The sequence below is a fragment of the Agromyces rhizosphaerae genome (genome assembly GCF_027925245.1).
Taxonomy (GTDB): Bacteria; Actinomycetota; Actinomycetes; order Actinomycetales; family Microbacteriaceae; genus Agromyces; species Agromyces rhizosphaerae.
The window spans coordinates 592655-614382 of the sequence record NZ_BSDP01000001.1 but is presented as its reverse complement, the minus strand read 5'-3'; the positions used below and the strand labels follow the sequence as shown (position 1 = coordinate 614382).

Here is a 21728-nt window from a genome sequence, read left to right as displayed (position 1 = left end):
CGCTCAGTGCTGCCAGAGCCCGAGCTTGGCGGGGTTGCGCATGATCCAGAGGTCGGTGATGCGCTCGCCGGCGACGCCCAGCACGATCACGCTGTCGACCGCGCCGCCGACCGTGATGCGCACCGCGAGGCCATCGGGGCCCTCGCGCAGGTCGAACTCGAGGCCCTCGTGGGCGCGCTTCTCCTGCAGTCCGAGCAGGTAGCGCGCCACCCGGTCCGCACCGACCACGGGCCGTCGGGCAGCGGATGCCACGCCGCCGCCGTCCGCCCGCAGCACCACGTCGGGGTCGAGCACCGCCGTCAGCGTGGCGAGGTCGCCCGTGCCCGCCGCGGCGAGGAACGCCTGCACCACGCGATCGTGGTGCTCCCGCGTCGCGGTGCCGTCGCGGCGCTCGCGCACGTGCCGGCGGGCCGACGACGCGAGCTGGCGGCACGCCTCGGGTGAGCGGCCCACGATCTCGCCGATCTCGGCGAACGGCATGGCGAACACGTCGTGCAGCACGAACGCGACGCGCTCGGCGGGGGTGAGCGACTCGAGCACGACGAGCAGCGCCGTGCTCACGGAGTCGTCGAGGGTGACGCGGTCGAGCGGGTCGGGCGCGGGGGCGGCGGCCAGGACGGAGTCGCCCGGCACAGGCTCGGGCAGCCACTCGCCCACGTAGCGCTCGCGGCGCGCGCGGGCGGAGCCGAGCAGGTCGAGGCAGACGCGGCTCGCGGCGCGGGTCAGCCACGCTGCCGGATTCTCGATCGCATCGCGGTCGGCCTCGTCGAGTCGGTACCAGCGCGCGTACGTCTCCTGCACGGCGTCCTCGGCGTCGGCGACCGTGCCGAGCATGCGGTACGCCAGCCGCATCAGCCCCGTGCGCTCGGCGTCGATCGCGGCGGCGTCGAGCCTCGCGGCATCCGCCTCGTCGGTCTTCGCACCGGCGTCGCCTTCGGCAGCATCCGCCGTGCCCTGCTCGCCCCGCTCGCCCGGTTCGGTCTCCATCGCCATTCCCTCGCCTCCACTGTCCCACCGCGCGCGCCGACGCGCGAGCGCCCCTGCACCGTTCGACGACGCGGCGCCCCCGAACGTGAGGCCCGCCCCGCCGCCCGCTGCTCGCCACCCGCGTCCGCCCCGCCACCTCGTGAAAACATGCAACGCCGCGCGACACGCCGTACGAGTGCATGCATTCGCGGCGGATGCGTCAGATCTGCATGTTCTCGGGAGGGGCGGGCGGCGGCGCCTCACGTTCGAGGCGGCTGCGTCGTCGGACATGGTGACGGGCGGGATGACGCCGCCCGCACCGACCCGAGGAGGGCATGATGCGCATCGCAGTCGCCGGCGGAACCGGCACGATCGGATCGGAGGTCGTCGCGGCGATCCGCGCGCGCGGCGACGAGGCCGTGGTGCTGTCGCGGTCGAACGGCGTGGACGTGCGCACGGGCGAGGGGCTCGTCTCGGCGCTCGAGGGCGTCGACGCGCTGGTCGACGCGGCGAACGTCAGCACGCTGTCGGCGAAGGGCTCGACCGAGTTCTTCACCACGTCGACGCGCACCATGCTCGCGGCCGAGCGCGAGGCGGGCGTGGGCCACCACGTGCTGCTCTCGATCGTCGGCGTCGACCGTGCGCCGTACGGCTACTACGCGGGCAAGCTCGCCCAGGAGCGCGCGGTCGAGGCGGGCGACGTGCCGTGGACGATCCTGCGTGCGACGCAGGCGCACGAGTTCGCCGGGCAGATGTTCGACGCGCTGTCGATCGGCCCGCTGCACCTCGCGCCCGTCGCGCGCACGCAGCCCGTGGCGGCGAGCGAGGTCGGGCGGCGACTGGCCGAGCTCGCCGCCGGCGCGCCGTCCGGGCACGTGCGCGACCTCGCCGGCCCGCGCGAGGAGCGGCTCGACGAGATGACCCGGGCCTACGCGAGGGCGCACGGCGCGCGCGGCCCGGTGCTCTCGGTGAAGCTGCCGGGGCGCCAGTTCGCCGCGATGCGCGCCGGCGAGGCGCTGCCCCGCGAGGGCGCCGACCTGACGCGGCTGGGCTTCGACGAGTGGCTCGCATCGGCGGGCGGTCGGGAGGCGGGCGAGCGCGCCCGGGTCTGAGCCATCCGCTCGCCTCGCACTTGACCGGGCCGGGGCCGCGTGGTCGCATGAGGGCATGGCGACCGCGACCCGCGAACGCGCGCCCCTGATCGAGGAGGACGCGCTCGACGACCTCGTGCGCGAGGCGATCGGGCGGGTGCGCGGCACGGTGCTCGAGGTCGGCGCGGGGGAGGGCGAGAACTTCGGCGCGTTCGATCCGTCGGTGCGGTGGCTGGGTCTCGAGCCCGACGCCGAGCGGCGCGCCGAACTCACCACGCGTGCGCGGGAGTGGAGCCACCGCGACCGTGCGCCGCTCGACGCGGTGTGCGAGTCGATCCCGCTCGCGGACGCATCCGTCGACGCCGTCGTCGGCACCTACATGCTCTGCTCGGTCACCGACCTGGCGGCCGCGCTCGCCGAGGTGCGGCGCGTGCTCGTGCCCGGCGGGCGGGTCGTGTTCGCCGATCACGTGGTGTCGCCGCCGCGCACGCTCCACCGCGCCGTGCAGCGCGCGGCGACTCCGTTCACGGTGCGGTTCGACGACGGATGCCACCTCGACCGCGACACCGCCGCGGCGCTCGCCGCGGCCGGGTTCGTCGCCGATCGCGTGACCTCGGTGCGCGTCGGGCCGGTGCTGCGCGTGCCGGTGCTGGTGTTCGAGGGCCATGCGCCCTGAGCCCGGTGCCGATGGCGGTGGTGCGGGCTACCCTCGCCGCATGGTCACCAGCACCGATGTGCGCCTCCCCGACGGCGGCGTGCTCCGCGCCCACGACAGCGGGGCGGATGCCCCCGGCGCACCGGTGCTCGCCTGGCACCACGGGTCCCCGCAGACCGGTGCGCCGCTCGAGCCCGTGCTCGCCGCGGCGGCGGCGCGCGGCATCCGGGTGATCTCGTACGGGCGCCCCAGCTACGGCGGGTCGACCGCGCGGCCCGGCCGCGACGTGGCGTCGGCCGCCGACGACCTCGCCGCCGTCGCCGAGGCGTTCGGCGTGACCGGGCTGGCATCGATGGGCGCGTCCGGCGGCGGGCCGCACGCGCTCGCGGGCGCCGCGCTGCGACCCGGGCTCGTGCGCGCGGCCGTGACCCTCGCGGGCATCGCCCCGCGCACCGACGCGTACGACTGGTTCGATGGCATGGCCTCGCCCGACGGCCTGCGCGCGGCGATGCGCGGGCGTGCCGCGCGTGCCGCATTCGCCGAGACCGACGAGTTCGACCCGACCCAGTTCGTCGCGGCCGACTACGCCGCGCTCGAGGGCGGGTGGGCCTCGCTCGGCGCCGATGTCGGCCGCTCGGACGCGTTCGGGCCCGATGGCCTCATCGACGACGACGTCGCCTTCGCCGCGCCGTGGGGGTTCGACCCGGCGGCGATCTCCGTGCCCGTGCTCGTGGTGCAGGGCGCGCTCGACCGGGTCGTGCCGCCGGCGCACGGGGCGTACCTCGCGTCGGTCATCCCGGGAGCGGAACTGCGCGTGCGACCCGACGACGGGCACGTGTCGGTGCTCGACGCGGTGCCCGAGGCGATGGACTGGGTGCTTGCGAAGCTGCGCTGACCGGGTCGGCGGGGCGGCCGGTTCGCGCGCCGGCATGGGGCATCCGCCCGCTCAGCCCAGCGCGGCCAGCAGGTCGTCGGCCAGGTCGTCGACGTGCTCGAGCCCGACCGAGAGCCGCACGAGCCCCTCGGGGATCGTCGGCGCCTCGCTCGGCCAGCGGCGGCGTCGCTCGAGCGTGGACTCGACGCCGCCGAGGCTCGTCGCGTGGATCCACAGCTGCACGCGATCGATGAACGCGTCCGCACCCTCCGCGCCGCCGCGCACCACGAGCGACACGATCGCCCCGAACCCGGGGTAGCGCACCTCCTCGAGCGCGGGGTGCCCGTCGAGGCGCCGCGCCAGCTCGCGCGCGTTCGCCTGCGCGCGTTCGAGCCGCACCGGCAGCGTGCGCAGGCCCCGCAGCGCGAGGTAGCTCTCGAGCGGCGCGGGGACGGCACCGCTGAGCGCGCGCCGGCCGGAGATCTGCTCGGCCACCGAGGCATCCGCCGCGACGACCGCGCCCATGAGCACGTCGCTGTGGCCGGCGAGATACTTCGTCGCGGAGTGCACGGCGAGGTCGGCGCCGAGCGCCAGCGGCTGCTGGAGGAGCGGGGTGGCGAACGTGTTGTCGATCGCGACCATGGTGCCGTGCGCGCGTGCCGCGGCGACGAGCGCGGGGATGTCGGCGACCTCGAGCGCGGGGTTCGTGGGCGACTCGAACCAGAGCAGGTCCGCGTCGCCGCACGCCTCGGCGACGGCGGCCGTGTCGGTCACGTCGACGAGGAGCGCCCGCAGGCGCCCGGCCGCCTCGCGGTCGCGCAGCTGGGCGATCGTGCCGGTGTACGAGTGGCGCGGGGCGATGACCGTGCCCCCGTGCGGCACGAGGTCGAGCACGGCCGAGATCGCCGCGATGCCCGAGGCGAACGACACGCAGGTGCCGCCCTCGAGCGCGCCGAGCACGGTCTCGAACGCGGCCCACGACGGGTTGCCGTAGCGGCCGTACTCGCGCTCGCCGCCCGCGACGAACGTCGACGCCAGGTGCACGGGCTCGTTGAACGGGGCGTCCGGCTCGCGGGGCGGCCGGCCGAGGCTCACCGCGAGGGTCTCGGCGTGCGACGAGTGGAACGGGCGATCGGTCATTGCGGCCTCCTGCTCAGAGCGTAGGTCACGTGCGGGTGGCGCTTTTCAGGAATGGCGGGCCGGGCCGCGCCGGATTCTGCCGATCCGGGCCGGAACGCGCCGGATCGTGCCGGGCTCGCGCCGTCGGGGTGCGGATCGTTGCGCAGGCGCGCCCGGGCTCCTGAGAAGTGACAGCAGGGAGCGGCTCAGCGCTCGGCGGAGACCTCGTCCTGCGCCGCTGCGGCCTCGCGTCGGCGGACGATGAGCGTCTCGGCGATCACCATCGCCGACACCGCGGCCACGCCCGCGAGGAAGAGCAGCACGATCGGCAGCACGTCGCCGGTGGGCGCCTCGAGCGCGCCCGACTCGGACTGCCAGGGCCAGAGCGCGCGCAGCGATCCGGCCATGAGCCCCGTCATGACGGCGAGGGTGGCGGCGTGGTGGTGTGCGAGCAGCCACTGCAGCGTCGACACGAAGGCCGCCAGCCCGACGATCGCGCCGAGCACGAACGTGCCGAGGTAGACCAGGTCGCGGTCGTTCACGGCGTCGAGCGTCGGGGCGTAGATGCCGATGACGACGAGCACGAACGACCCGGAGACGCCCGGCAGCACGAGCGCGCAGACCGCGAAGGCGGCCGAGACGGCGACGAGCCAGAGCGACGGGTCGGCGTCGTCGACGGCGGGCAGCCCGGTGAGCAGGAACGCGGCGATCGCGGCGACGAGCGCGAGCAGCACCTCGCGGACGCCCCAGCGGCCCACCATGCGGGCCGGCACGACGAGCGACGCCACGATGAGGCCCGCGAACACGGCCCGCGTCTCGACCGGGTACTCCTCGATGGTCGGCGCGAGCAGGGCAGAGGCCAGCACGATCGCGCCGAGCATGCCGATGCCGATCGGGATCAGCACGCCCCAGCGCACGAGGCGCAGGTGCTCCCGGGCCCGCGGACGCAGGTCGGCGCGGACGATGCCGCCGAGCGCGAGGAGCACGCCGCGCACGAGGTTGCCGGCCGACGTGATGATCGTCTCGTACACGCCCGTGATCAGCGCGACGGTGCCGCCCGAGACGCCCGGGATGATCTCGACGGTGCCGATCAGGGCGCCGCGGATGAGGTCGACGAGCCAGCGCAGGGCGGTCATGCGTACGGGGGTCCTCTCGGTGGGGCGCTCGAGGCGAGCCGGGTGCGCGCGGGTGCGCCAGCGGCGATTGTAGCGGGGCTCGCTGGCGGCGAGCCGATGAGCGGATGCCCCGCCGGGGCGCCCGCGCCCGATCGCCGGCGCGCGCGTCGCGGCCGACCGCTACGCTGGCCGACCATGACCAGCCCGTCGGCCTCCCGCTCCGCGCCCACCCTGCTGCTCGACTTCGACGGGACGGTCGCGCTCGGCGACGAGCCGGTCCTCGCCTACGCACGCGAGGTCGCCGCGGCCGCGGCCGCGCCGGACGCGTTCGACCGCGTGAGCCGCTTCCTGGAGGCGGGCGTCGACGATGCGCACGCCGTCGAGGACGGGTACCAGCTCGTGCAGGCACTCGGCCGCGCGGCCGGCCTCGACCGCGCGCGCATGAGCCGCGCCTACCTCGAGAGCCGTGCCGGGGTGACCTCGGGGGTTGTGCCCCTGCACGCGGCGGCCGGCGTGCACGCCGCCGCGGCCGCGGTGCACGCCGCGGGCGGCAGGGTCGTGCTCGTCACGAACGCGCCCGCGGCGGGCCTCGACGGGCTCCTCGCCCGCATGGGCGTGGCCGACGCGTTCGACGCGGTGATCGGCGATGCGCGCAAGCCCGACGGCATGGGCACGATCGTCGACGAGCTGCTCGCCGAGGGGCTCGCGGCCGATCGCATCGCCTCGATCGGCGACATCTGGCGCAACGACCTCGAGCCCGCGCACGCGCGCGGCTGCCGCACGGGACTCGTGGACCGGTTCGGTCGGCGCCGCGGTCCGGCCGACTGGGTCGCGGGCGACCTGGGCGGACTCGTGCCGGAGATCGTCGCCTGGGCTGGGTCGTGAGGCCCGGTGCGCGCCGGACGCCTCATACACGAGGATTCCTCGTCTGACCGGATGTAAACATCACGCTACGGCTCGGTGAATCCGGCCGATCGGAACCGGTCTCACCGGTAGCGTCACGGGGGCGACCGGGTCCGCACTGCCCGGCCGCTCGAACTCGTTCGACACGACGCAGCACTGAGGAAGAGGCACATGAGACACCGCAGGTTCATCACCACCGCAGCGATCGCCGCCGGCATCGCCCTCGCCGCCACCGGATGCGCCACGGGCGACTCCGACTCGGCCGACGACGCCACGCCGGAGGCTCCGGAGAGCCTCGTGCTCGGCCTCGTGCCCTCGAGCGACGTCGACCAGGTCGTGACCGACGGCGAGGCGCTCGCCGAGCTGCTGTCGGCCGAGCTCGACATCCCGGTCGAGGTCGAGGTCACCGACAACTACGCCGGCCTCATCGTCGCGATGCAGGCCGACCAGGCCCAGATCGGCATGTTCGGCCCGATCGGCATGGTCCAGGCCCAGGACGAGGCGGGCGCCGTGCCCGTGCTCCAGTCGGTGCGCTTCGGCGGTTCGACCTACGTGACCCAGTGGTTCACGAACGACCCCGACCGCTTCTGCCTCGACGACGTCGTCACCGTCACCGACGACGACGGCTTCGACTTCACCTACTGCAACGGCACGGATGCCACGAGCGAGGGCCCGCTCGGCGAGGACGCGCTCGCGCTCGTCGAGCAGGACGAGACCATCGCGTTCGTCGACGAGGGCTCGGCCTCGGGCTACTACTACCCGGCCACCCAGCTCGGCGAGCTCGGCCTCGACCCGTTCGACCTCTCCGGCGCCTTCTTCGCCGGCGGCCACCCGAACGCCGTCCGCGCGGTCTACGACGGCGACGCGACGATCGGCACGAGCTTCAACGACGCTCGCGGCTCGGTCGCCGAGGAGGCCAACGACGTGGGTGAGGTCGTGACGGTGTTCGCGTACTCGACCCTCATCCCGAACGACGGCGTCGCCATCTCGGGCTCGCTCTCGGAGGAGTGGCAGGAGAAGATCACCGACGCGTTCATCGCGGTGTCGGAGACCGAGGAGGGCGCCGCGGCGCTCTACGCCGTGTACGAGATCGACGGCCTGGTTCCGGCCGACCTCGACGCGCTCGACGCGGCGCGCGCGGTCTACGAGAACTTCGGCGACCAGTAGTCAGCACCACTGGTGATGGCCACGCCGCACGCGAGCGGCGTGGCCATCACCGTACGCACGGCAGGATGAACACGTGATCCGATTCAGCGACGTCTCCGTTCGGTACCCCACCGGCACGCTCGGGCTCGACTCGATCGACCTCGAGATCCCCGACGGCCAGTTCGTCGTGGTGGTGGGCCTCTCGGGCGCGGGCAAGTCGACGCTCGTCCGCACGATCAACGGACTGGTGCCGGTGACGAGCGGCACGCTCGAGGTCGGCGACCGCACGGTGAGCGGCGCGAGCAAGCGGGCGCTGCGCAAGCTGCGCGCCGAGGTCGGCATGATCTTCCAGTCGTTCAACCTCGTCACGCGCACGAGCGTGATGAACAACGTGCTCCTCGGGCGGCTGCACGCGACCTCGACACTGCGCTCGCTCGTGGGCGCGTGGAAGGCGTCGGACACCGAGCTCGCGTTCGAGGCGCTCGAGCGCGTCGGCATCGTCGACAAGGCGTACGTGCGGGCCTCGCAGCTCTCGGGCGGCCAGCAGCAGCGCGTCGCGATCGCCCGCGTGCTCGCGCAGCAGCCGCAGGTGATCCTCGCCGACGAGCCGGTCGCGTCGCTCGACCCGCCCACGGCGAACCAGGTGATGCGCGACCTGCAGCGCATCAACCGCGAGCTCGGCATCACCACGGTCGTGAACCTGCACTTCCTCGACCTCGCCCGCACGTACGGCCAGCGCATCATCGGCATGCGCGCGGGCAAGGTCGTCTTCGACGGCACCGCCGACCAGGCCGACGACGCGGTGTTCGAGCAGATCTACGGCCGTTCGCTCACCGCCGCGGACGTGCTGCCCGGCGACGAGGCGCCCCCCGTGTCGACGGCCGGCGAGGGTCAGGTGCCATGACGTCGACGGCCGCTCCGACGCGCGGGCCCGAGGCATCCGCCCGCCCCCGCAAGCCGGCACCGTCGTGGGCGCTCTGGGCCGGCATCATCGCCGCCGCCGCGGTCACGGTCTGGTCGGCGCTCGGCATCGAGTTCACGCTCGTGCCGTTCTTCACCGACGCGACGCGCGGCTGGTTCGTGATCCAGGAGTTCTTCGCGCCGAACTGGGGCTTCATCTTCCAGGTCGGCAACGCGTGGCTCGAGACGCTCTCGATCGCCGTGCTCGCAAGCCTCATCGGCTGCCTGCTCGGCCTGATCGCGGCGATGATGGCGTCGAAGGTGACGCTCGCGAACCCGGTCGCGCACCAGGCCGTGAAGTGGGTGCTGTCGGTGATCCGCTCGATCCCCGACATCGGCTGGGCGTTCCTGATGGTCGCGTTCGTCGGGGTCGGGTCGCTCGCCGGCATCCTCGCGCTCGTCATGTTCAACATCGGCATCATCGCCAAGCTCACCTCGGAGTCGATCGACGCGGTCGACCCCGGTCCGATCGAGGCGGCGGATGCCTCGGGCGCGAACGGGCTCCAGCGTGCGCGCTGGTCGGTGTACCCGCAGGTGCTGCCGAACTTCCTCAGCTACAGCCTGTACGTCTTCGAGTTGAACATCCGCGCGTCGATCGTGATCGGCCTCGCCGGGGCGGGCGGCATCGGCAACGTGCTGCTCGTGCAGCTCGGCCGATTCGCGTGGGAGAACGTGTCGGCCATCTTCATCGCGACGTTCGTGGTGGTGCTCGCGGTCGACCTCGCGTCGCAGGCGATCCGGAGGCGCATCGCATGACCGCCGCAACGCGCCCCACGACGACCATGAAGCGCCCCACCCCGCCCAGCAAGTGGCCGCACACGATCGGCCTGCTGGTCAGCCTCGCCGTCGTGATCCTGGCGGTCTGGCTGGTCGACGCGAACTGGATCCGCCTCGCCGACCTGCCCGCGTCGATCGGCAACTACGTCGTGCTGATGGGGGAGGGGCTCACCCACAACCCGCTCGAGGTGCCGTGGAGCGAGTACTGGGTGCTCGCGACCCAGCGCATGCTCGAGTCGATCCAGATGGCGTGGATCGGCACGCTGATCGGCGCGGTGCTGTCGCTGCCGCTCGGCTTCCTCGCCGCGCGCACGGTCTCGCCTGCGGGCGTCGTGTTCGTCACCCGGCAGTTCCTCAACGCGGTGCGCGCGCTGCCCGAGATCATCCTGGCGATCGTGCTGATCATGCCGATCTTCGGCCTCGGCCCGCTCACCGGCGCGCTCGCGCTCGGCATCGGCTCGATCGGCACCCTGGGCAAGCTCACGGCCGAGGCGATCGAGTCGATCGACCCGGGTCCGGTCGAGGCGGCGCTCGCCGCCGGCGCCCGCCCCGTGCAGCGCATGCGCTGGGCGATCCTGCCGCAGGCGCTGCCCGAGATCGTGGCGTTCTGGCTGTACCGGTTCGAGATCAACATCCGCGCGAGCGCCGTGCTCGGCGTCATCGGCGCGGGCGGCATCGGGTCGCTGCTCTCGCAGCTGTTCAACCGGCGCGAGTGGGAGCAGATCGGCATCACGCTGGTGGTCATCATCCTGGTCACGATCGCCGTCGACTCGATCTCGGGTGCGGTGCGCGCGCGGATCATCTCGGGCGGCGGGCGGAAGCTGGCGGCGCGCGAGCGCCGCGACGAGGCATCCGCCATCGTCTGAGCCAGGCGAGCGGATGCCCCGAGGTGAGGTAAGCCTTACCTGAAAAGTGGCTCTGACCGGCCGAAACACGCGTCCCGAAGGTCTGGCGATCGGGCGATGACGGGTCTAGCATCGGCCTCAGGACGCTCACCAGCCCGCGACATCCGGAGGCCGCCATGACCATGCTCGCCGATCTTCCCGCCGTCACCGAGTGCTCGGTCGAGGGCTGTTCCTACAACGACCACTCGCACTGCCACGCCGCCGCGGTGACCATCGCGGGCTCGAACGGCGACGCCCAGTGCGCCACCTTCATCCCGCTCTCGACCAAGGGCGGGCTCGACAAGGTCGTCACGCACGTGGGCGCGTGCCAGCGCGCCGACTGCGTGCACAACTCGTCGCTCGAGTGCACCGCGCCGGCCGTGCGCATCGGCGCCGGAGCCGACGCGGCGGACTGCCTCACCTACGACGCGCGCTGAGCGCACGCGATCACGACGGACCCCGTCGCGGGGCGCGATCGAGTCGCCGGCACGCTGGGGCTGGCCGTTACCGGGTCGCAATGCGGAGGGATTCTCATTGCGACACCTGTCGGCTAGGCTCGCCTGAACGATCCGCGGATCCCCGTCGGTCGATCCTCGACCGAATCAGGAGGAGCGCGTGATCGATTCGTCGCTCCCGCAGGAGCCCGTCGCGCCGCGAGTGGACGCGCAGCGGTACCGCTTCATCGAGCACATCGGCTCGGGCGGCATGGCCGACGTCTATCGGGCTCGCGACACGCAGCTCGGCCGCGACGTCGCCGTGAAGGTCTTCCGCGACGACGGCGAGCCCGGCGGCGATCCCGTGCGGCGGGAGCGGGAGATCCAGCTGCTCGGATCGTTCAAGCATCCCGGGCTGGTCGAGGTGTACGACGCCGGCGTGCTGGAGCATCGCGGACTCCCACGTCGCTACGTGGTCATGGAGCTCGTCGTCGGCAGCTCGCTCGCGCGGCGCCTCGCCGCCGGCCGGGTGTCGCAGCGGTCCGTCGCCGACGTCGTGGCGAAGCTCGCCGACTTCGGGGTCGCGCAGTTCACCCACGCCTCGCGCATGACCGACTCCGGATCCATCCTCGGCACCGCGAGCTAGATTTCGCCGGAGCAGGCGCGCGGCGGAGACGTCGGCGTGGCGAGCGACATCTACTCGCTCGGCCTCGTGCTCCTGGAGGCGCTCACGGGCGAGCGCGAGTACTCGGGCACGCCGATCGAGGCGGCGGTCGCCCGGCTGAGCCGCCGGCCGCGCATCCCCGACGACGTGCCGCCGCAGTGGCGCACGATCCTCTCCGCGATGACCGAGGACGACCCCGCCGCGCGACCGACGGCACACGACGTGTCCGCGACGATGCGCGACATCATCCGCGGCATGATCCTCTCCCGTCGGGAGCAGCGACGGCTGGCCCGGGCGTCGCGGCCGGAGTCGGCGGCGGAGGCGCAGCGGCGTCGCACGTCGGCGCTCCTCGCGGCGGGCGGCATCTGCGTGCTCGCCGGCGGCGCGGTCGGGCTGCTGCTCGGCCTGCACGTGCTCGGCTAGCACCGCGGCGTCTGGGCGCCTGGGTGCGGTCGCTCAGGAGGCGAGCGGTGCCGCCTTCGCGGGGTGGCACGCGGTCGCGGTCATGCGCCCCTCGGGGTCGAGCCGCTCGAGCAGCACGCCCGCGATGTCGTACAGGCGGTCGAGGTCGTCGGGGTCGAGCGCGTCGAGCACGTAGTGGCGCACGGTGTCGACGTGCCCGGGTGCCGCATCGTCGAGGAGCGCGAGGCCCTCGTCGGTCAGTCGCGCGTTCGTCGCACGGCGGTCCTCCGGGCAGGGGAACCGCTCGATGAGGCCGCGCTGCTCGAGTCGCTTCGCCACGTGCGAGAGGCGCGGGAGCGTCGCGTTCGTGCGCGAGGCGAGCCGGGTCATGCGCGACGTGCGGTCGGGTGACGACTCCAGGCTCATCAGCACCGTGTACTCGAAGTGCGTGATCTGCGCATCGCGCAGCAGTTGCGCGTCGAGCACGCCGGGGAGCAGCTCGGCCAGGGCGATGAGCCGCACCCAGGCGGCCTCCTCGGGTCCCGTCATCTCGGGCGTCGTCTGCGTGTCCACGGGTCCATCCTATCGAAAAGTTGACGCATCAACCAATGTGTGCGTACTATTCAGTTGTTCCTACAACCAAAACGAACGGGAGACCCGAATGACCACGGTCAGCATCTTCGGCAACGGCAACATGGGCACGGCGATCGGCGGCATCGTCGCCGACGGCGGCGCCGACGTGCAGTACCTCGGCCGCGACGCGGCATCCATCGACGGCGACATCGTGGTGCTGGCCGTGCCGTACCCCGAGGTGGCCGGCATCATCGCCGCCCACGGCACGGCGCTCGCGGGCAAGGTGGTCGTCGACATCACCAACCCGCTCGACTTCACCACGTTCGACTCGCTCGTCGTGCCGGCCGACTCCTCGGCCGCCGCCGAGATCGCCACGGCGCTGCCCGACTCCCGCGTGCTCAAGGCGTTCAACACGAACTTCGCCGCGACGCTCGTGTCGAAGACGGTCGGCGGCGTGCCGACCACCGTGCTGGTCGCGGGTGACGACGCCGACGCGAAGCAGTCGCTCGCCTCGGTCGTCGAGGCGGGCGGGCTCGCCGTCGTCGACGCCGGTGCCCTCTCGCGAGCGCGCGAGCTCGAGTCGCTCGGCTTCCTGCAGCTCACGCTCGCCGTGCAGGAGCGCATCGGCTGGACCGAGGGCTTCGCCGTCGCGAAGGAGTCCGCGCTGGTCTGAGCGAACGGAACGGAGGGCGGGCGCGCGGGCGCCCGCCCTCCGGCGTGTCAGGAGGCGGTCACTCGGTCGGCGCGGGCTGCTGCGCCGGCAGCTCCACGTCGTCGACGCGCGCCTGCGGCATGGCGATGGCGACCAGCAGCGAGAGCACGGCCGCGACCATGACCGCCAGGAACACCGCGGATGCCGCCTGCTGGATCGCCTCGGGCGACTCGCTGCCGAGCCCCGAGCGGGCGATGATGCCGTTGCCGACGGCGCCGAAGACGGCGGCGCCGATGGCGCTGCCGATCGAGCGGGTGAACATGTTCGTGCCCGTGACGACCCCGCGCTCGTTCCACGGCACCGACGACTGGGCCGCGATGAGGGTGGGGGTCGCGACGAGCCCCATGCCGAGGCCCACGACGAAGCACGCGGTCGCCGACAGCACGGCGCTCGGCCAGGCGGCGAACAGGTAGAGCATCGCGCTGCCCGCGACCGTGATCGAGAGCCCGATGAACGCGGTCGAGCGGAAGCCGATGCGCAGGTACAGGCGTCCCGACTGCGAGGCGGCGATCGGCCAGCCCAGGGTGAGCGCCGCCACCGCGAGACCGGACACGAGCGGCGTCACCCCGGCCGAGGTCTCGAGGAACGTCGGCACGTACGCCGTCAGGCCGATCAGGGCCGCCCCGATGCCGAGGGCGATCAGGGAGGTCGTGAGGATCAGCCGCCGCTGGAAGATCCAGATCGGCAGCACGGGCTCTGCGGCGCGACGTTCGATGAACCCGAACACGATGAGCAGCAGCCCACCGCCGATGAACGCGACCGCGCTCTGCCACGACAGCCACGCCCACGCCTGCCCGCCCTCGAGCAGGCCGAGGATGACGAGCGTGAGCCCCACCGTCAGCGTCGATGCCCCCGCGACGTCGATCCGGTGCCGGCGCGGCTCGAGCCGCTCGTGGTAGTTCCGGAACAGCATCCACGCGGCGATCAGGCACAGCGGGATGTTCACGAAGAAGATCCACCGCCACGACAGGTACTCCGAGAACACGCCGCCGAGCGTCGGTCCGACGACCGACGACATGGCCCAGACGCTCGCGAGGTAGCCCTGCGCCTTCGCGCGCTCGCGCACGGTGTAGATGTCGCCCGCGATCGTGACCGAGATCGGCATGACCGCGCCGGCCCCGAGTCCCTGGATCGCGCGGAAGACGATGAGCGAGCCCATGTCCCAGGCGAACCCGCACAGCACCGAGCCGACGAGGAACAGCCCGACGCCGAACAGCATGAGCGGCTTCCGCCCGATGGTGTCGGCGAGCTTCGCGTACACCGGCGTCGAGACGGCCTGCGCGAGCAGGTAGATCGAGAACAGCCACGGGAACTGCGCGAATCCGCCCAGGTCGGCGACGACCGAAGGGACCGCGGTGGCGAGGATCGTCGCGTCGATCGCGATGAGCCCGGTCGACAGCATGAGCGCGATGAGGATGGGTCCGCGCTCGGATCGGAAGCCCACGGATGCGGTCTCGGCCATGTGCCCCCTCGGTGTGACGCGAACTCTTGGTGCAACGCGACGGCGGCACGCGCATTCCCGATCGTACGCGCGTGCGGCGAGGCGGAGCGTGCAGCGGCGTTCGGCTCAGGCTGCAGCGTGCACGAGCCGCTCGACGTAGGGCGTGGCGGGTGCCCGGCGCAGGTCGTCGAGCGTGCCGCGCTGGGTCACCGCGCCGGCCTCGAGCACGACGACCTCGTCGGCGAGCGCGGCGTCGGCGAGGGAGTGCGTGACGAGCACGGTCGGCCCGGCGAAGCCGCGCACGTGGTCGGCGAGCTCGCGGCGCAGGTCGGCGCGCACCTCGACGTCGAGCGCCGACAGCGGCTCGTCGAGCAGCAGGGCGTCCGGTTCCGCGGCGAGCGCGCGGGCCACGGCGACGCGCTGCTGCTGGCCGCCGGAGAGGGCGAGCGGATGCCTCGCGGCGAGGCCGCCCGCCCCCACCCGCTCGAGCCAGCGGTCGGCAGCCTCGCGCGACGCGCGGCGCGAGGCGCCCGCCATGCGCGCCGCGAACGCCACGTTGTCGCGCACGGTGAGGTGCGCGAAGAGCAGGTAGTCCTGGAACACGACGCCGACGTGTCGCGCCTCGGGGGCGAGCGAGCGCCCCGTCGCCGCATCCGCCAGCACCCGATCGCCGAGGCGCAGCCGGCCCCGCTCGAGCGGCACGAGCCCGGCGATCGCGGCCAGCACGGTCGACTTGCCCGCGCCGTTCGGGCCGAACAGCGCGAGCGTGCGGCCCGGCGCCACGTCGAGGTCGATGGTCACGTCGAGGTCGCCGCGGCGGGCGGTGAACGTGCCGGCGAGGCATCCGTCGCCGTTCACGCCCGCACCCCCGGAACCCAGCGGTCGCGCAGGAGCAGCAGCACCGCCACCGCGACCGCCAGCAGCACGAGCGCGATCGCGATGGCCTCGTCGGGGTCGGACTGCAGCGCGAGGTAGCTCGCGACCGGGAGCGTGCGCGTGACGCCGGGCAGGGAGCCGGCGAACGTGATGGTCGCGCCGAACTCGCCGAGGGCGCGCGTGAAGCAGAGCACGGCGCCCGCGGCGATGCCCGGCGCGACGAGGGGGAGCGTCATGTGGCGGAACACCTGCCAGCGTGACGCCCCGAGTGTCGCGGCCGCCTGCTCGACCCGGCGGTCGGCGCCGCTCAGTGCACCCTCGACGGCGAACACCAGGAACGGCATCGAGACGAACACCTGGGCGATGACGACGGCGCCGGTCGTGAAGGGGATCGTGACGCCCCACGTCTCGGCGAGCCAGCCGCCGACGAGGCCGCGGCGGCCGAGCAGGAGCAGCAGGGCGATGCCGCCGACGACCGGGGGGAGGAGCAGCGGCACGGTGACCGCGGCGCGCAGCAGCCGGCGCACCGGCGCGGGCGCGTCGGCACTGTGGGCGAGCAGCATCGCCAGCGGGACGCCGAGGGCGAGGCACACGGCGGTCGCGATCGACGCCGTGACGAGCGACAGGCGCAGCGCCTCGAGCACCGGTGCGCTCGTGACGAGCGCAGGCAGCTCGGCCCACGGGGCGCGCACGACGAGCGCGACGAGGGGCAGCACGAGCACGGCGAGGGCGACGACGGCGACGACGACGAGCGGCGCGGGCATCCGGCCGCGGCGGGCGCCCGCGCGGCGGCGGGGTGCGTGCGGTGCGGTGCGGTCAGGGCGCTCCGAAGCCGGCATCGGCGAGCACCCCCTGCCCCGCGTCGGATCGCACGAACGCGATGAACTCGCGCGCCGTGGCGGTCTCAGCTGCGCCGACGGGGGCGATCGGGTAGGCGTTGACCGCCGCATCCGTGCCCTCGGCCTCGATCTGCTCGACCGCGTCGCCCGCCGCGATCACGTCGGTGCGGTAGACCAGCCCGGCGTCGGCCTCGCCGAGCACGAGTCGGGTGAGCACGGCCTTCACGTCCTGTTCGAGGGTGTCGGGGGCCGCGGTGACGCCGGCCGCGTCGAGCACGCTCACCGCCGTCGCGCCGCACGGCACCTCCGGGGCGCAGAGCGCGATCGCGAGGCCGGGGTCGGCGAGGTCGGCGAGCCCGGTCACGCCGCCCGGGTTGCCCGCGGGCACCGCGAGGGTGAGCGCATTGGTCGCGAAGATCTGCGGATCGGCCGCCGTCGCGCCGCCGTCCACCACCCGCCGCATGGTCGCCTCGTCGGCCGAGGCGAACACGTCGGCGGGCGCCCCCTCGAGGATCTGGCTCGCGAGCGTCGCGCTGCCGCCGAACGAGAGCGCGACCTCGACGCCGGGGTGCGCCGCCTCGAACTCCGCGGCGAGCGCTTCGAAGCTCTCGGTGAGCGAGGCCGCGGCGAAGACCGTGATGGTGGCGGCCGGCAGGTCGCCGGGGGTGAGGGCGCCGCTTCCGGAGCATCCGCCCAGTGCACCCACCGTGAGGAGGGCGACGGATGCCGCTGCGGCAGCCGCGCCCCGACGGGGTCGACGCGTCACGGGCGCTCCGTGCTCGGCACCTCGACGACGACGGTCGTGGCCTTGGCGCTCGCCGCGGCGAGCATGCCGGGTGCGAGGCCGAGTTCGTCGGCCGCCTCGCGGGTCATGAGCGACACCACGCGGAACGGGCCCGCCTGCAGGTCGACCTGAGCCATCACGCCGTCCTTGGTCACGGCCGTCACGAGCCCCACGAAGCGGTTGCGCGACGACGCGCCCGCGAACGGGAACGCCTCGGCGAGGGCCGAGCCCGGGCCCGACTCGCCGAGCAGCGGCACGAGGTCGGCGCCCGCGATGACCTGCATGCCGTTGGCGGCGCGGTGCACGGGCACGCGGCCCTGGTCGGCCCAGCGGCGCACGGTGTCGTCGCTCACGCCGAGCAGCGCGGCGGCCTCGGCGATGCGGAACTCCTGCATGACTCGTGCTCCTCGTTCCGTGGATACGGTGCGTGTGTCAGATTCTACCCGTGTATGCGGTGCCAGGGCCCGATCGCCGCCGTCCCGCCGCACGGCTGGCGGGGGCTTGCGAGAATCGGAGCATGCCTCCCGTCGACCCGGCCTCCCCGCGCTACCAGCGCCAGCGCATCCTGCCCGGGGTCGGCCCCGCGGGGCAGGAGGCGCTCGCCGCGGCACACGTCGTCGTGCTCGGCGCGGGCGGGCTCGGCAGCGCGGTCGTGCCGGTGCTCGTCGCCGCGGGCGTCGGACGCGTGACGATCGTCGACGACGACGTGGTCGACGAGACGAACCTGCACCGGCAGGTCATGCACGGGCCCGGCGACGTGGGGCGCGCGAAGGTCGAGTCGGCGGCGGACGCCGCAGAGGCGCTCAGCCCCGAGACGCTCCTGCACCCGCACGCCGCCCGTTTCACCGAGGCGAACGCCGACGCGCTGCTCGAGGACGCGGACGTGGTGGTCGACGGCACCGACGACATCCGCACCCGCTACGTCGCCGACGACGCGGCGGCCCGCCGGGGCATCCCGCTCGTCTGGGGCTCGTCGGCGAAGTTCTCCGGGCAGGCCGGCGTCTCGTGGGAGGCGCGCGGGGTCGCCTACCGCGACCTGTTCCCCGATGCCCCCGCGCCCGACGCGGTGCTGAGCTGCGACATCGACGGCATCCTGCCGAGCGTGTGCACCGTCATCGGCGGACTCATGGCCGGCGAGGTGCTGAAGCTCGTCACCGGCATCGGCGAGCCGATGCTCGGACGGGTCGCGGCGTTCGACGCGCTGTCGGGGCGCACGCGCGAGATCGTCTACCGGCGCGCGGAGGAGGTGCCGGAAGGTCCCGCACCCGAGCGCGTCGAGCCGGCGGTGACCTCGCACCGGGAGCGCGTCGCGCACGACACCCTGACCGCGCGCGAGCTGGCCGACGAGCTCGCCCGGGGGCATCCGCTCGTGCTCATCGACGTGCGCGAGGCGTGGGAGCTCGACGTGGCGCGCCTCGACGGCGCGATCCACATCCCGCTCGGCGAACTGGCGACCCGCGTCGACGAGCTCGACCGCGAGGCGCGGATCGTGGCGATCTGCCACCTCGGCGTGCGCTCCCAGCACGCGCTGCACGTGCTCGACCACGCCGGCTTCGAGGACATCCGCCACCTCGACGGCGGCATCGACGCCTGGTCGGCCACCGTCGACCCCGCCCTCCCGCGCTACTGACCCCTCCCGCGTCCCCAGACCCGTCAATTTCCTGCGTTCTCGGCTCCCATTCCGCAGTTTCTCGACGGGTCTCACCCCAACCAGAGCGGGTGTGTGCCGAGACCCGTCAAGAAACTGCGTTCCCAGTGCTGGGAACGCAGGAGATCGACGGGTCTCGGAATCGGCGGGGAGTTGGGAGGATGGGGGCATGAGCCGCATCGGGGTCGACGAGCACGCGGGGTACGTGCGCAGCCTGCTGACCGGACTGTCCGCGAGGCCCGCCGAACGCGTGGCGCTCGCCGACGCGCTCGGGCGCGTGACCGTCTCTCCGACCGCGTCGCCGATCGCGCTGCCTCCGTTCCGCAACGCCCAGATGGACGGCTACGCCGTGCGGGCGGCCGACACGACGGATGCCCCGCTGGCGCTGCCCGTCGCCGGCGAGGTCGCCGCTGCACCCGGCGAGCCCGCCCCGCTCGCACCCGGCACCGCCGTGCGCATCATGACCGGCGCGCCCGTGCCGGCGGGTGCCGACGCCGTCGTGCGCGTCGAGGACACCGATCGCGGCACCGAGCAGGTGCGCATCGACGCGCCCGTCGCCGCCGGCACCTACGTGCGTGAGGCCGGTTCCGACCTCACGCAGGGCGACGACGTGCTGCCGCCGGGCGTCCGCCTCGCCTCGCGCCACCTGGCGGCCGCCGCCGCATCCGGCCTCACCCACCTGCTGGTGCGCGAGCGCGTGCGGGTCGCGGTCGTCTCGACCGGCTCCGAACTCGTCGACGCCGGCACGCGCCTCGCCCCCGGCGAGCTGCCCGACGCGAACGGCGTCGCGCTCGCCGCGGCCGTGGCGGCCACCGGCGCCGCGGTCGTGCACCGCGGGCGCGTGCGCGACGACGTGCTGCGGTTCCGGGACGAGCTCGACGCCGCCGTCGACGCGGGCGCCGAGCTCGTCATCACGTCGGGCGGCATCTCGCAGGGCGCGTACGAGGTGGTGCGCGAACTGCTCGAGCCGCTGGGCGCGTGGGTCGGCTCGGTCGCGATGCAACCGGGCGGGCCGCAGGCGGTCGGCGTGTACCGGCGCGTGCCGGTCGTCGCGTTCCCGGGCAACCCGGTGAGCGCGCAGGTCTCGTTCGAGGTGTTCGTCGCGCCCGTGCTCCGGGCGATCGCGAAGCTGCCGCCCGCTCGCACCGCCCGACTCCCGCTCGCCGAGTCCGTCGATTCGGTCGCGGGCAAGCGCCAGTTCCGGCGCGGACGCCTGACCGCCGATGGCACGGTCGCACCGGTCGGCGGCCCCGGATCGCACCTGGTCGCGGCCCTCGCGGCGTCCGACCTGCTCTTCGTCGTGCCCGAGGACGTCACCGAACTCGCCGCCGGCGCCCTCGTGGATACGGTGGAGCTATGAGCCTCACCCACCTCGACGACGACGGCCGCGCGCGCATGGTCGACGTCGGCGGCAAGGCCGTCACGCGCCGGGTCGCGGTCGCCGAGGGGCGGCTCGACACGACCGCCGAGGTGCTCGCGCTCGTGCGCGCCGACGACCTGCCGAAGGCCGACGTGCTGCCGACCGCGCGCATCGCGGGCATCGCCGGGGCGAAGCGCACGAGCGAACTGATCCCGCTCGCGCACATCCTGCCGCTCGAGAAGGTCTCGCTCGACTTCGAGCTGGGGGAGACGTCCATCGCGATCCGCGCGACCGTCGCCGTCACGGGCAAGACCGGCGTCGAGATGGAGGCGCTCACCGCCGTCGCGGTCGCCGGACTCACGCTGCACGACATGATCAAGGCCGTCGACCCGGGCGCGGTGCTCGGCGGCATCCGCCTCGTCGAGAAGACGGGCGGCAAGCGCGGGCACTGGCGGGCGGATGCGGGTGAGCCGGCTGAGTCGGGAAGCGCAGCGGATGCCCCTGAGCCGGCGGAGGCGGCAGGGCGAGCGGATGCCCCTGAGTCGACGCCGACCGCCCGGCGCACCGCCGAGGTGATCGTGTCGTCGACGCGGGCGGCGTCCGGCGTCTACGCCGACGAGACCGGCCCCGTGATCGCTTCGCGCCTCGCCGACATGGGCTTCGACGTGGCCGAGCCGACCGTGGTCGCCGACGCCGACATCGCCCCCGCGATCGCCGCGGCCGTCGCGCGCGGTCCGCGCGTGCTCCTCACGACCGGCGGCACCGGCGTGCACCCCGGCGACCGCACGCCCGAGGCGACCGCCGCGGTGCTCGACCGCGAGCTGCCCGGCATCGCCGAGGCGATCCGCACCGCGGGCCGGGCGAAGACCCCGACCGCCGCGCTGAGCCGCGCGCTCGCCGGCGTCGCGGGCGGCACCGTCATCGTGAACCTGCCCGGGTCGCGCGGCGGCGTGGCCGACGGGCTCGACGTGCTCGAGGGCCTCCTGCCGCACGTGCTCGACCAACTCGACGGCGGCGACCACCGCGCCGGCGGCGGGCACGGTTCGCACCACGGAGGCGTGCATGCCTGACGTGCTCGCCCTCGTCACGACCGACCCGCTCGACCGCTCGGCGATCGAGGCGTTCGTCACGACGCGCCAGGACGGCGCGGTCGTGACGTTCGAGGGCGTCATCCGCGACCACGACCACGGCGAGTCCGTGAGCTCGCTCGAGTACCAGGCCCACCCCGACGCCGAGCGGTTCCTGCGCGAGACGTGCGCCGAGGTCGCGGCCGAGACCGGGCTGCGCGTCGCGGCCGCCCACCGGTACGGCGCGCTGGCGATCGGGGACGTGGCCCTCGTGGCATCCGTCGCCGCCCCCCACCGGGCCGAGGCCTTCGCCGCCTGCGCCGCCCTCGTCGACCGCATCAAGGAGCGCATCCCCATCTGGAAGCGCCAGCACCTCGCGGGCGGCACCACCGAGTGGGTGAACCTCTAGCGCAGGGTGGAGCAGCGCTCGCACCCGCA

The 21728-nt window shown here is 73.9% G+C and carries 25 protein-coding genes; 16 read left to right on the top strand and 9 right to left on the bottom strand.

The genetic code is table 11. The annotated features are described in order from the left end of the window. Positions 1–3 precede the first annotated feature (3 nt). Positions 4–987, bottom strand: coding sequence for an RNA polymerase sigma factor SigJ (sigJ, locus tag QMG39_RS02895; protein ID WP_281882329.1), 984 nt, complete (start codon positions 985–987; stop codon positions 4–6). A gap of 317 nt (positions 988–1304) precedes the next feature. On the opposite strand from sigJ, the gene QMG39_RS02890 reads away from it, so the two are divergent. From QMG39_RS02890 to QMG39_RS02880, 3 genes are read left to right on the top strand one after another with little or no spacing between them, the layout of a single operon-like run. Then, on the top strand, positions 1305–2078 hold the full coding sequence (locus QMG39_RS02890; RefSeq protein WP_281882328.1) for an SDR family oxidoreductase: 774 nt from the start codon (positions 1305–1307) through the stop codon (positions 2076–2078). 55 nt (positions 2079–2133) lie between these two features. Continuing rightward, positions 2134–2733, top strand: a complete 600-nt coding sequence (locus QMG39_RS02885; RefSeq protein ID WP_281882327.1) for a class I SAM-dependent methyltransferase — start codon at positions 2134–2136, stop codon at positions 2731–2733. A gap of 40 nt (positions 2734–2773) precedes the next feature. Beyond that, positions 2774–3607 (top strand): alpha/beta fold hydrolase, encoded by an 834-nt coding sequence (locus tag QMG39_RS02880; RefSeq protein ID WP_281882326.1) that lies wholly within the window; start codon positions 2774–2776, stop codon positions 3605–3607. Between the two features lie 51 nt (positions 3608–3658). Here QMG39_RS02880 and QMG39_RS02875 read toward each other — a convergent pair whose 3' ends face one another. Both QMG39_RS02875 and QMG39_RS02870 read right to left on the bottom strand, forming a co-directional pair. After that, positions 3659–4726, bottom strand: coding sequence for a trans-sulfuration enzyme family protein (locus QMG39_RS02875; protein WP_281882325.1), 1068 nt, complete (start codon positions 4724–4726; stop codon positions 3659–3661). A 185-nt stretch (positions 4727–4911) separates the two neighbouring features. Further along, positions 4912–5841, bottom strand: coding sequence for a DUF368 domain-containing protein (locus QMG39_RS02870; protein WP_281882324.1), 930 nt, complete (start codon positions 5839–5841; stop codon positions 4912–4914). Between the two features lie 174 nt (positions 5842–6015). Here QMG39_RS02870 and QMG39_RS02865 point away from each other — a divergent pair, with 174 nt between their 5' ends. The 8 genes from QMG39_RS02865 (at position 6016) to QMG39_RS02830 (ending at position 12011) form a co-directional block, all read left to right on the top strand. Next, positions 6016–6705, top strand: a complete 690-nt coding sequence (locus QMG39_RS02865) for an HAD family hydrolase (RefSeq protein ID WP_281882323.1) — start codon at positions 6016–6018, stop codon at positions 6703–6705. 189 nt (positions 6706–6894) lie between these two features. Continuing rightward, positions 6895–7890, top strand: a complete 996-nt coding sequence (gene phnD, locus QMG39_RS02860) for a phosphate/phosphite/phosphonate ABC transporter substrate-binding protein (RefSeq protein WP_281882322.1) — start codon at positions 6895–6897, stop codon at positions 7888–7890. 73 nt (positions 7891–7963) lie between these two features. Continuing rightward, positions 7964–8773, top strand: a complete 810-nt coding sequence (phnC, locus tag QMG39_RS02855) for a phosphonate ABC transporter ATP-binding protein (RefSeq protein WP_281882321.1) — start codon at positions 7964–7966, stop codon at positions 8771–8773. Next, positions 8770–9585, top strand: a complete 816-nt coding sequence (gene phnE / locus QMG39_RS02850) for a phosphonate ABC transporter, permease protein PhnE (protein WP_281882320.1) — start codon at positions 8770–8772, stop codon at positions 9583–9585. The genes phnC and phnE (QMG39_RS02850) overlap by 4 nt, the downstream gene beginning before the upstream one ends. Continuing rightward, entirely contained in the window at positions 9582–10472 is an 891-nt protein-coding gene (phnE, locus tag QMG39_RS02845) for a phosphonate ABC transporter, permease protein PhnE (RefSeq protein ID WP_281882319.1), read from the top strand. Before phnE (QMG39_RS02850) ends, phnE (QMG39_RS02845) begins: the two co-directional genes overlap by 4 nt. A 155-nt stretch (positions 10473–10627) precedes the next feature. After that, a complete protein-coding gene (locus QMG39_RS02840; protein WP_281882318.1) occupies positions 10628–10927 on the top strand; it encodes a DUF1540 domain-containing protein in 300 nt (99 codons plus the stop codon). Positions 10928–11105: 178 nt separating this feature from the next. Then, positions 11106–11570, top strand: coding sequence for a protein kinase domain-containing protein (locus tag QMG39_RS02835; RefSeq protein WP_281882317.1), 465 nt, complete (start codon positions 11106–11108; stop codon positions 11568–11570). Further along, positions 11571–12011: a protein kinase gene (locus QMG39_RS02830; RefSeq protein ID WP_281887130.1), complete on the top strand. Its 441-nt coding sequence runs from the start codon at positions 11571–11573 to the stop codon at positions 12009–12011. It abuts the gene before it with no gap. Between the two features lie 33 nt (positions 12012–12044). On the opposite strand, the gene QMG39_RS02825 is transcribed toward QMG39_RS02830, so the two are convergent. Next, on the bottom strand, positions 12045–12563 hold the full coding sequence (locus QMG39_RS02825) for a MarR family winged helix-turn-helix transcriptional regulator (protein WP_309298772.1): 519 nt from the start codon (positions 12561–12563) through the stop codon (positions 12045–12047). A gap of 88 nt (positions 12564–12651) precedes the next feature. Between QMG39_RS02825 and QMG39_RS02820 the strand changes: the two genes are divergently transcribed. Further along, positions 12652–13236, top strand: a complete 585-nt coding sequence (locus QMG39_RS02820; protein WP_281882315.1) for an NADPH-dependent F420 reductase — start codon at positions 12652–12654, stop codon at positions 13234–13236. Positions 13237–13294: 58 nt separating this feature from the next. Here the strand turns inward: QMG39_RS02820 and QMG39_RS02815 are convergent, their stop codons facing one another. From QMG39_RS02815 to QMG39_RS02795, 5 genes are all read right to left on the bottom strand, one after another. Next, positions 13295–14737, bottom strand: coding sequence for an MDR family MFS transporter (locus QMG39_RS02815; protein ID WP_281882314.1), 1443 nt, complete (start codon positions 14735–14737; stop codon positions 13295–13297). 105 nt (positions 14738–14842) lie between these two features. Beyond that, positions 14843–15574 carry a sulfate/molybdate ABC transporter ATP-binding protein gene (locus tag QMG39_RS02810; RefSeq protein ID WP_281882313.1) on the bottom strand — a complete coding sequence of 244 codons (732 nt, stop codon included), beginning with the start codon at positions 15572–15574 and terminating at the stop codon, positions 14843–14845. Beyond that, a complete protein-coding gene (locus QMG39_RS02805) occupies positions 15571–16356 on the bottom strand; it encodes an ABC transporter permease (protein WP_281882312.1) in 786 nt (261 codons plus the stop codon). Before QMG39_RS02805 ends, QMG39_RS02810 begins: the two co-directional genes overlap by 4 nt. 52 nt (positions 16357–16408) lie before the next feature. Continuing rightward, positions 16409–17197, bottom strand: a complete 789-nt coding sequence (gene modA / locus QMG39_RS02800; protein ID WP_281882311.1) for a molybdate ABC transporter substrate-binding protein — start codon at positions 17195–17197, stop codon at positions 16409–16411. Next, the gene (locus QMG39_RS02795; RefSeq protein ID WP_281882310.1) at positions 17194–17610 is read right to left on the bottom strand and encodes a TOBE domain-containing protein; all 417 of its coding nucleotides are present in this window, start codon (positions 17608–17610) and stop codon (positions 17194–17196) included. Before QMG39_RS02795 ends, modA begins: the two co-directional genes overlap by 4 nt. Before the next feature lie 122 nt (positions 17611–17732). On the opposite strand from QMG39_RS02795, the gene QMG39_RS02790 reads away from it, so the two are divergent. From QMG39_RS02790 to QMG39_RS02775, 4 genes are all read left to right on the top strand, one after another. Then, positions 17733–18845, top strand: a complete 1113-nt coding sequence (locus tag QMG39_RS02790) for a ThiF family adenylyltransferase (RefSeq protein WP_281882309.1) — start codon at positions 17733–17735, stop codon at positions 18843–18845. 187 nt (positions 18846–19032) lie between these two features. Further along, the gene (locus QMG39_RS02785; RefSeq protein ID WP_281882308.1) at positions 19033–20223 is read left to right on the top strand and encodes a molybdopterin molybdotransferase MoeA; all 1191 of its coding nucleotides are present in this window, start codon (positions 19033–19035) and stop codon (positions 20221–20223) included. Continuing rightward, positions 20220–21293 (top strand): bifunctional molybdenum cofactor biosynthesis protein MoaC/MoaB, encoded by a 1074-nt coding sequence (gene moaCB / locus QMG39_RS02780; RefSeq protein WP_281882307.1) that lies wholly within the window; start codon positions 20220–20222, stop codon positions 21291–21293. Before QMG39_RS02785 ends, moaCB begins: the two co-directional genes overlap by 4 nt. Next, the gene (locus QMG39_RS02775; RefSeq protein ID WP_281882306.1) at positions 21286–21699 is read left to right on the top strand and encodes a molybdenum cofactor biosynthesis protein MoaE; all 414 of its coding nucleotides are present in this window, start codon (positions 21286–21288) and stop codon (positions 21697–21699) included. Before moaCB ends, QMG39_RS02775 begins: the two co-directional genes overlap by 8 nt. Positions 21700–21728 lie beyond the last annotated feature (29 nt).

Excerpts from the sequence above, each read along its gene's own strand:
- QMG39_RS02785 (WP_281882308.1), top strand. The coding sequence starts at position 19,033 with ATGAGCCGCATCGGGGTCGACGAGCACGCGGGGTACGTGCGCAGCCTG.
- QMG39_RS02795 (WP_281882310.1), bottom strand. The coding sequence starts at position 17,610 with ATGCAGGAGTTCCGCATCGCCGAGGCCGCCGCGCTGCTCGGCGTGAGC.
- QMG39_RS02815 (WP_281882314.1), bottom strand. The coding sequence starts at position 14,737 with ATGGCCGAGACCGCATCCGTGGGCTTCCGATCCGAGCGCGGACCCATC.
- QMG39_RS02865 (WP_281882323.1), top strand. The coding sequence starts at position 6,016 with ATGACCAGCCCGTCGGCCTCCCGCTCCGCGCCCACCCTGCTGCTCGAC.
- QMG39_RS02775 (WP_281882306.1), top strand. The coding sequence starts at position 21,286 with ATGCCTGACGTGCTCGCCCTCGTCACGACCGACCCGCTCGACCGCTCG.
- QMG39_RS02805 (WP_281882312.1), bottom strand. The coding sequence starts at position 16,356 with ATGCCCGCGCCGCTCGTCGTCGTCGCCGTCGTCGCCCTCGCCGTGCTC.
- phnE (WP_281882319.1), top strand. The coding sequence starts at position 9,582 with ATGACCGCCGCAACGCGCCCCACGACGACCATGAAGCGCCCCACCCCG.
- QMG39_RS02870 (WP_281882324.1), bottom strand. The coding sequence starts at position 5,841 with ATGACCGCCCTGCGCTGGCTCGTCGACCTCATCCGCGGCGCCCTGATC.
- QMG39_RS02820 (WP_281882315.1), top strand. The coding sequence starts at position 12,652 with ATGACCACGGTCAGCATCTTCGGCAACGGCAACATGGGCACGGCGATC.
- QMG39_RS02885 (WP_281882327.1), top strand. The coding sequence starts at position 2,134 with ATGGCGACCGCGACCCGCGAACGCGCGCCCCTGATCGAGGAGGACGCG.
- QMG39_RS02840 (WP_281882318.1), top strand. The coding sequence starts at position 10,628 with ATGACCATGCTCGCCGATCTTCCCGCCGTCACCGAGTGCTCGGTCGAG.
- QMG39_RS02880 (WP_281882326.1), top strand. The coding sequence starts at position 2,774 with ATGGTCACCAGCACCGATGTGCGCCTCCCCGACGGCGGCGTGCTCCGC.
- QMG39_RS02890 (WP_281882328.1), top strand. The coding sequence starts at position 1,305 with ATGCGCATCGCAGTCGCCGGCGGAACCGGCACGATCGGATCGGAGGTC.
- phnE (WP_281882320.1), top strand. The coding sequence starts at position 8,770 with ATGACGTCGACGGCCGCTCCGACGCGCGGGCCCGAGGCATCCGCCCGC.
- sigJ (WP_281882329.1), bottom strand. The coding sequence starts at position 987 with ATGGAGACCGAACCGGGCGAGCGGGGCGAGCAGGGCACGGCGGATGCT.
- QMG39_RS02875 (WP_281882325.1), bottom strand. The coding sequence starts at position 4,726 with ATGACCGATCGCCCGTTCCACTCGTCGCACGCCGAGACCCTCGCGGTG.
- phnD (WP_281882322.1), top strand. The coding sequence starts at position 6,895 with ATGAGACACCGCAGGTTCATCACCACCGCAGCGATCGCCGCCGGCATC.
- QMG39_RS02790 (WP_281882309.1), top strand. The coding sequence starts at position 17,733 with ATGCCTCCCGTCGACCCGGCCTCCCCGCGCTACCAGCGCCAGCGCATC.
- moaCB (WP_281882307.1), top strand. The coding sequence starts at position 20,220 with ATGAGCCTCACCCACCTCGACGACGACGGCCGCGCGCGCATGGTCGAC.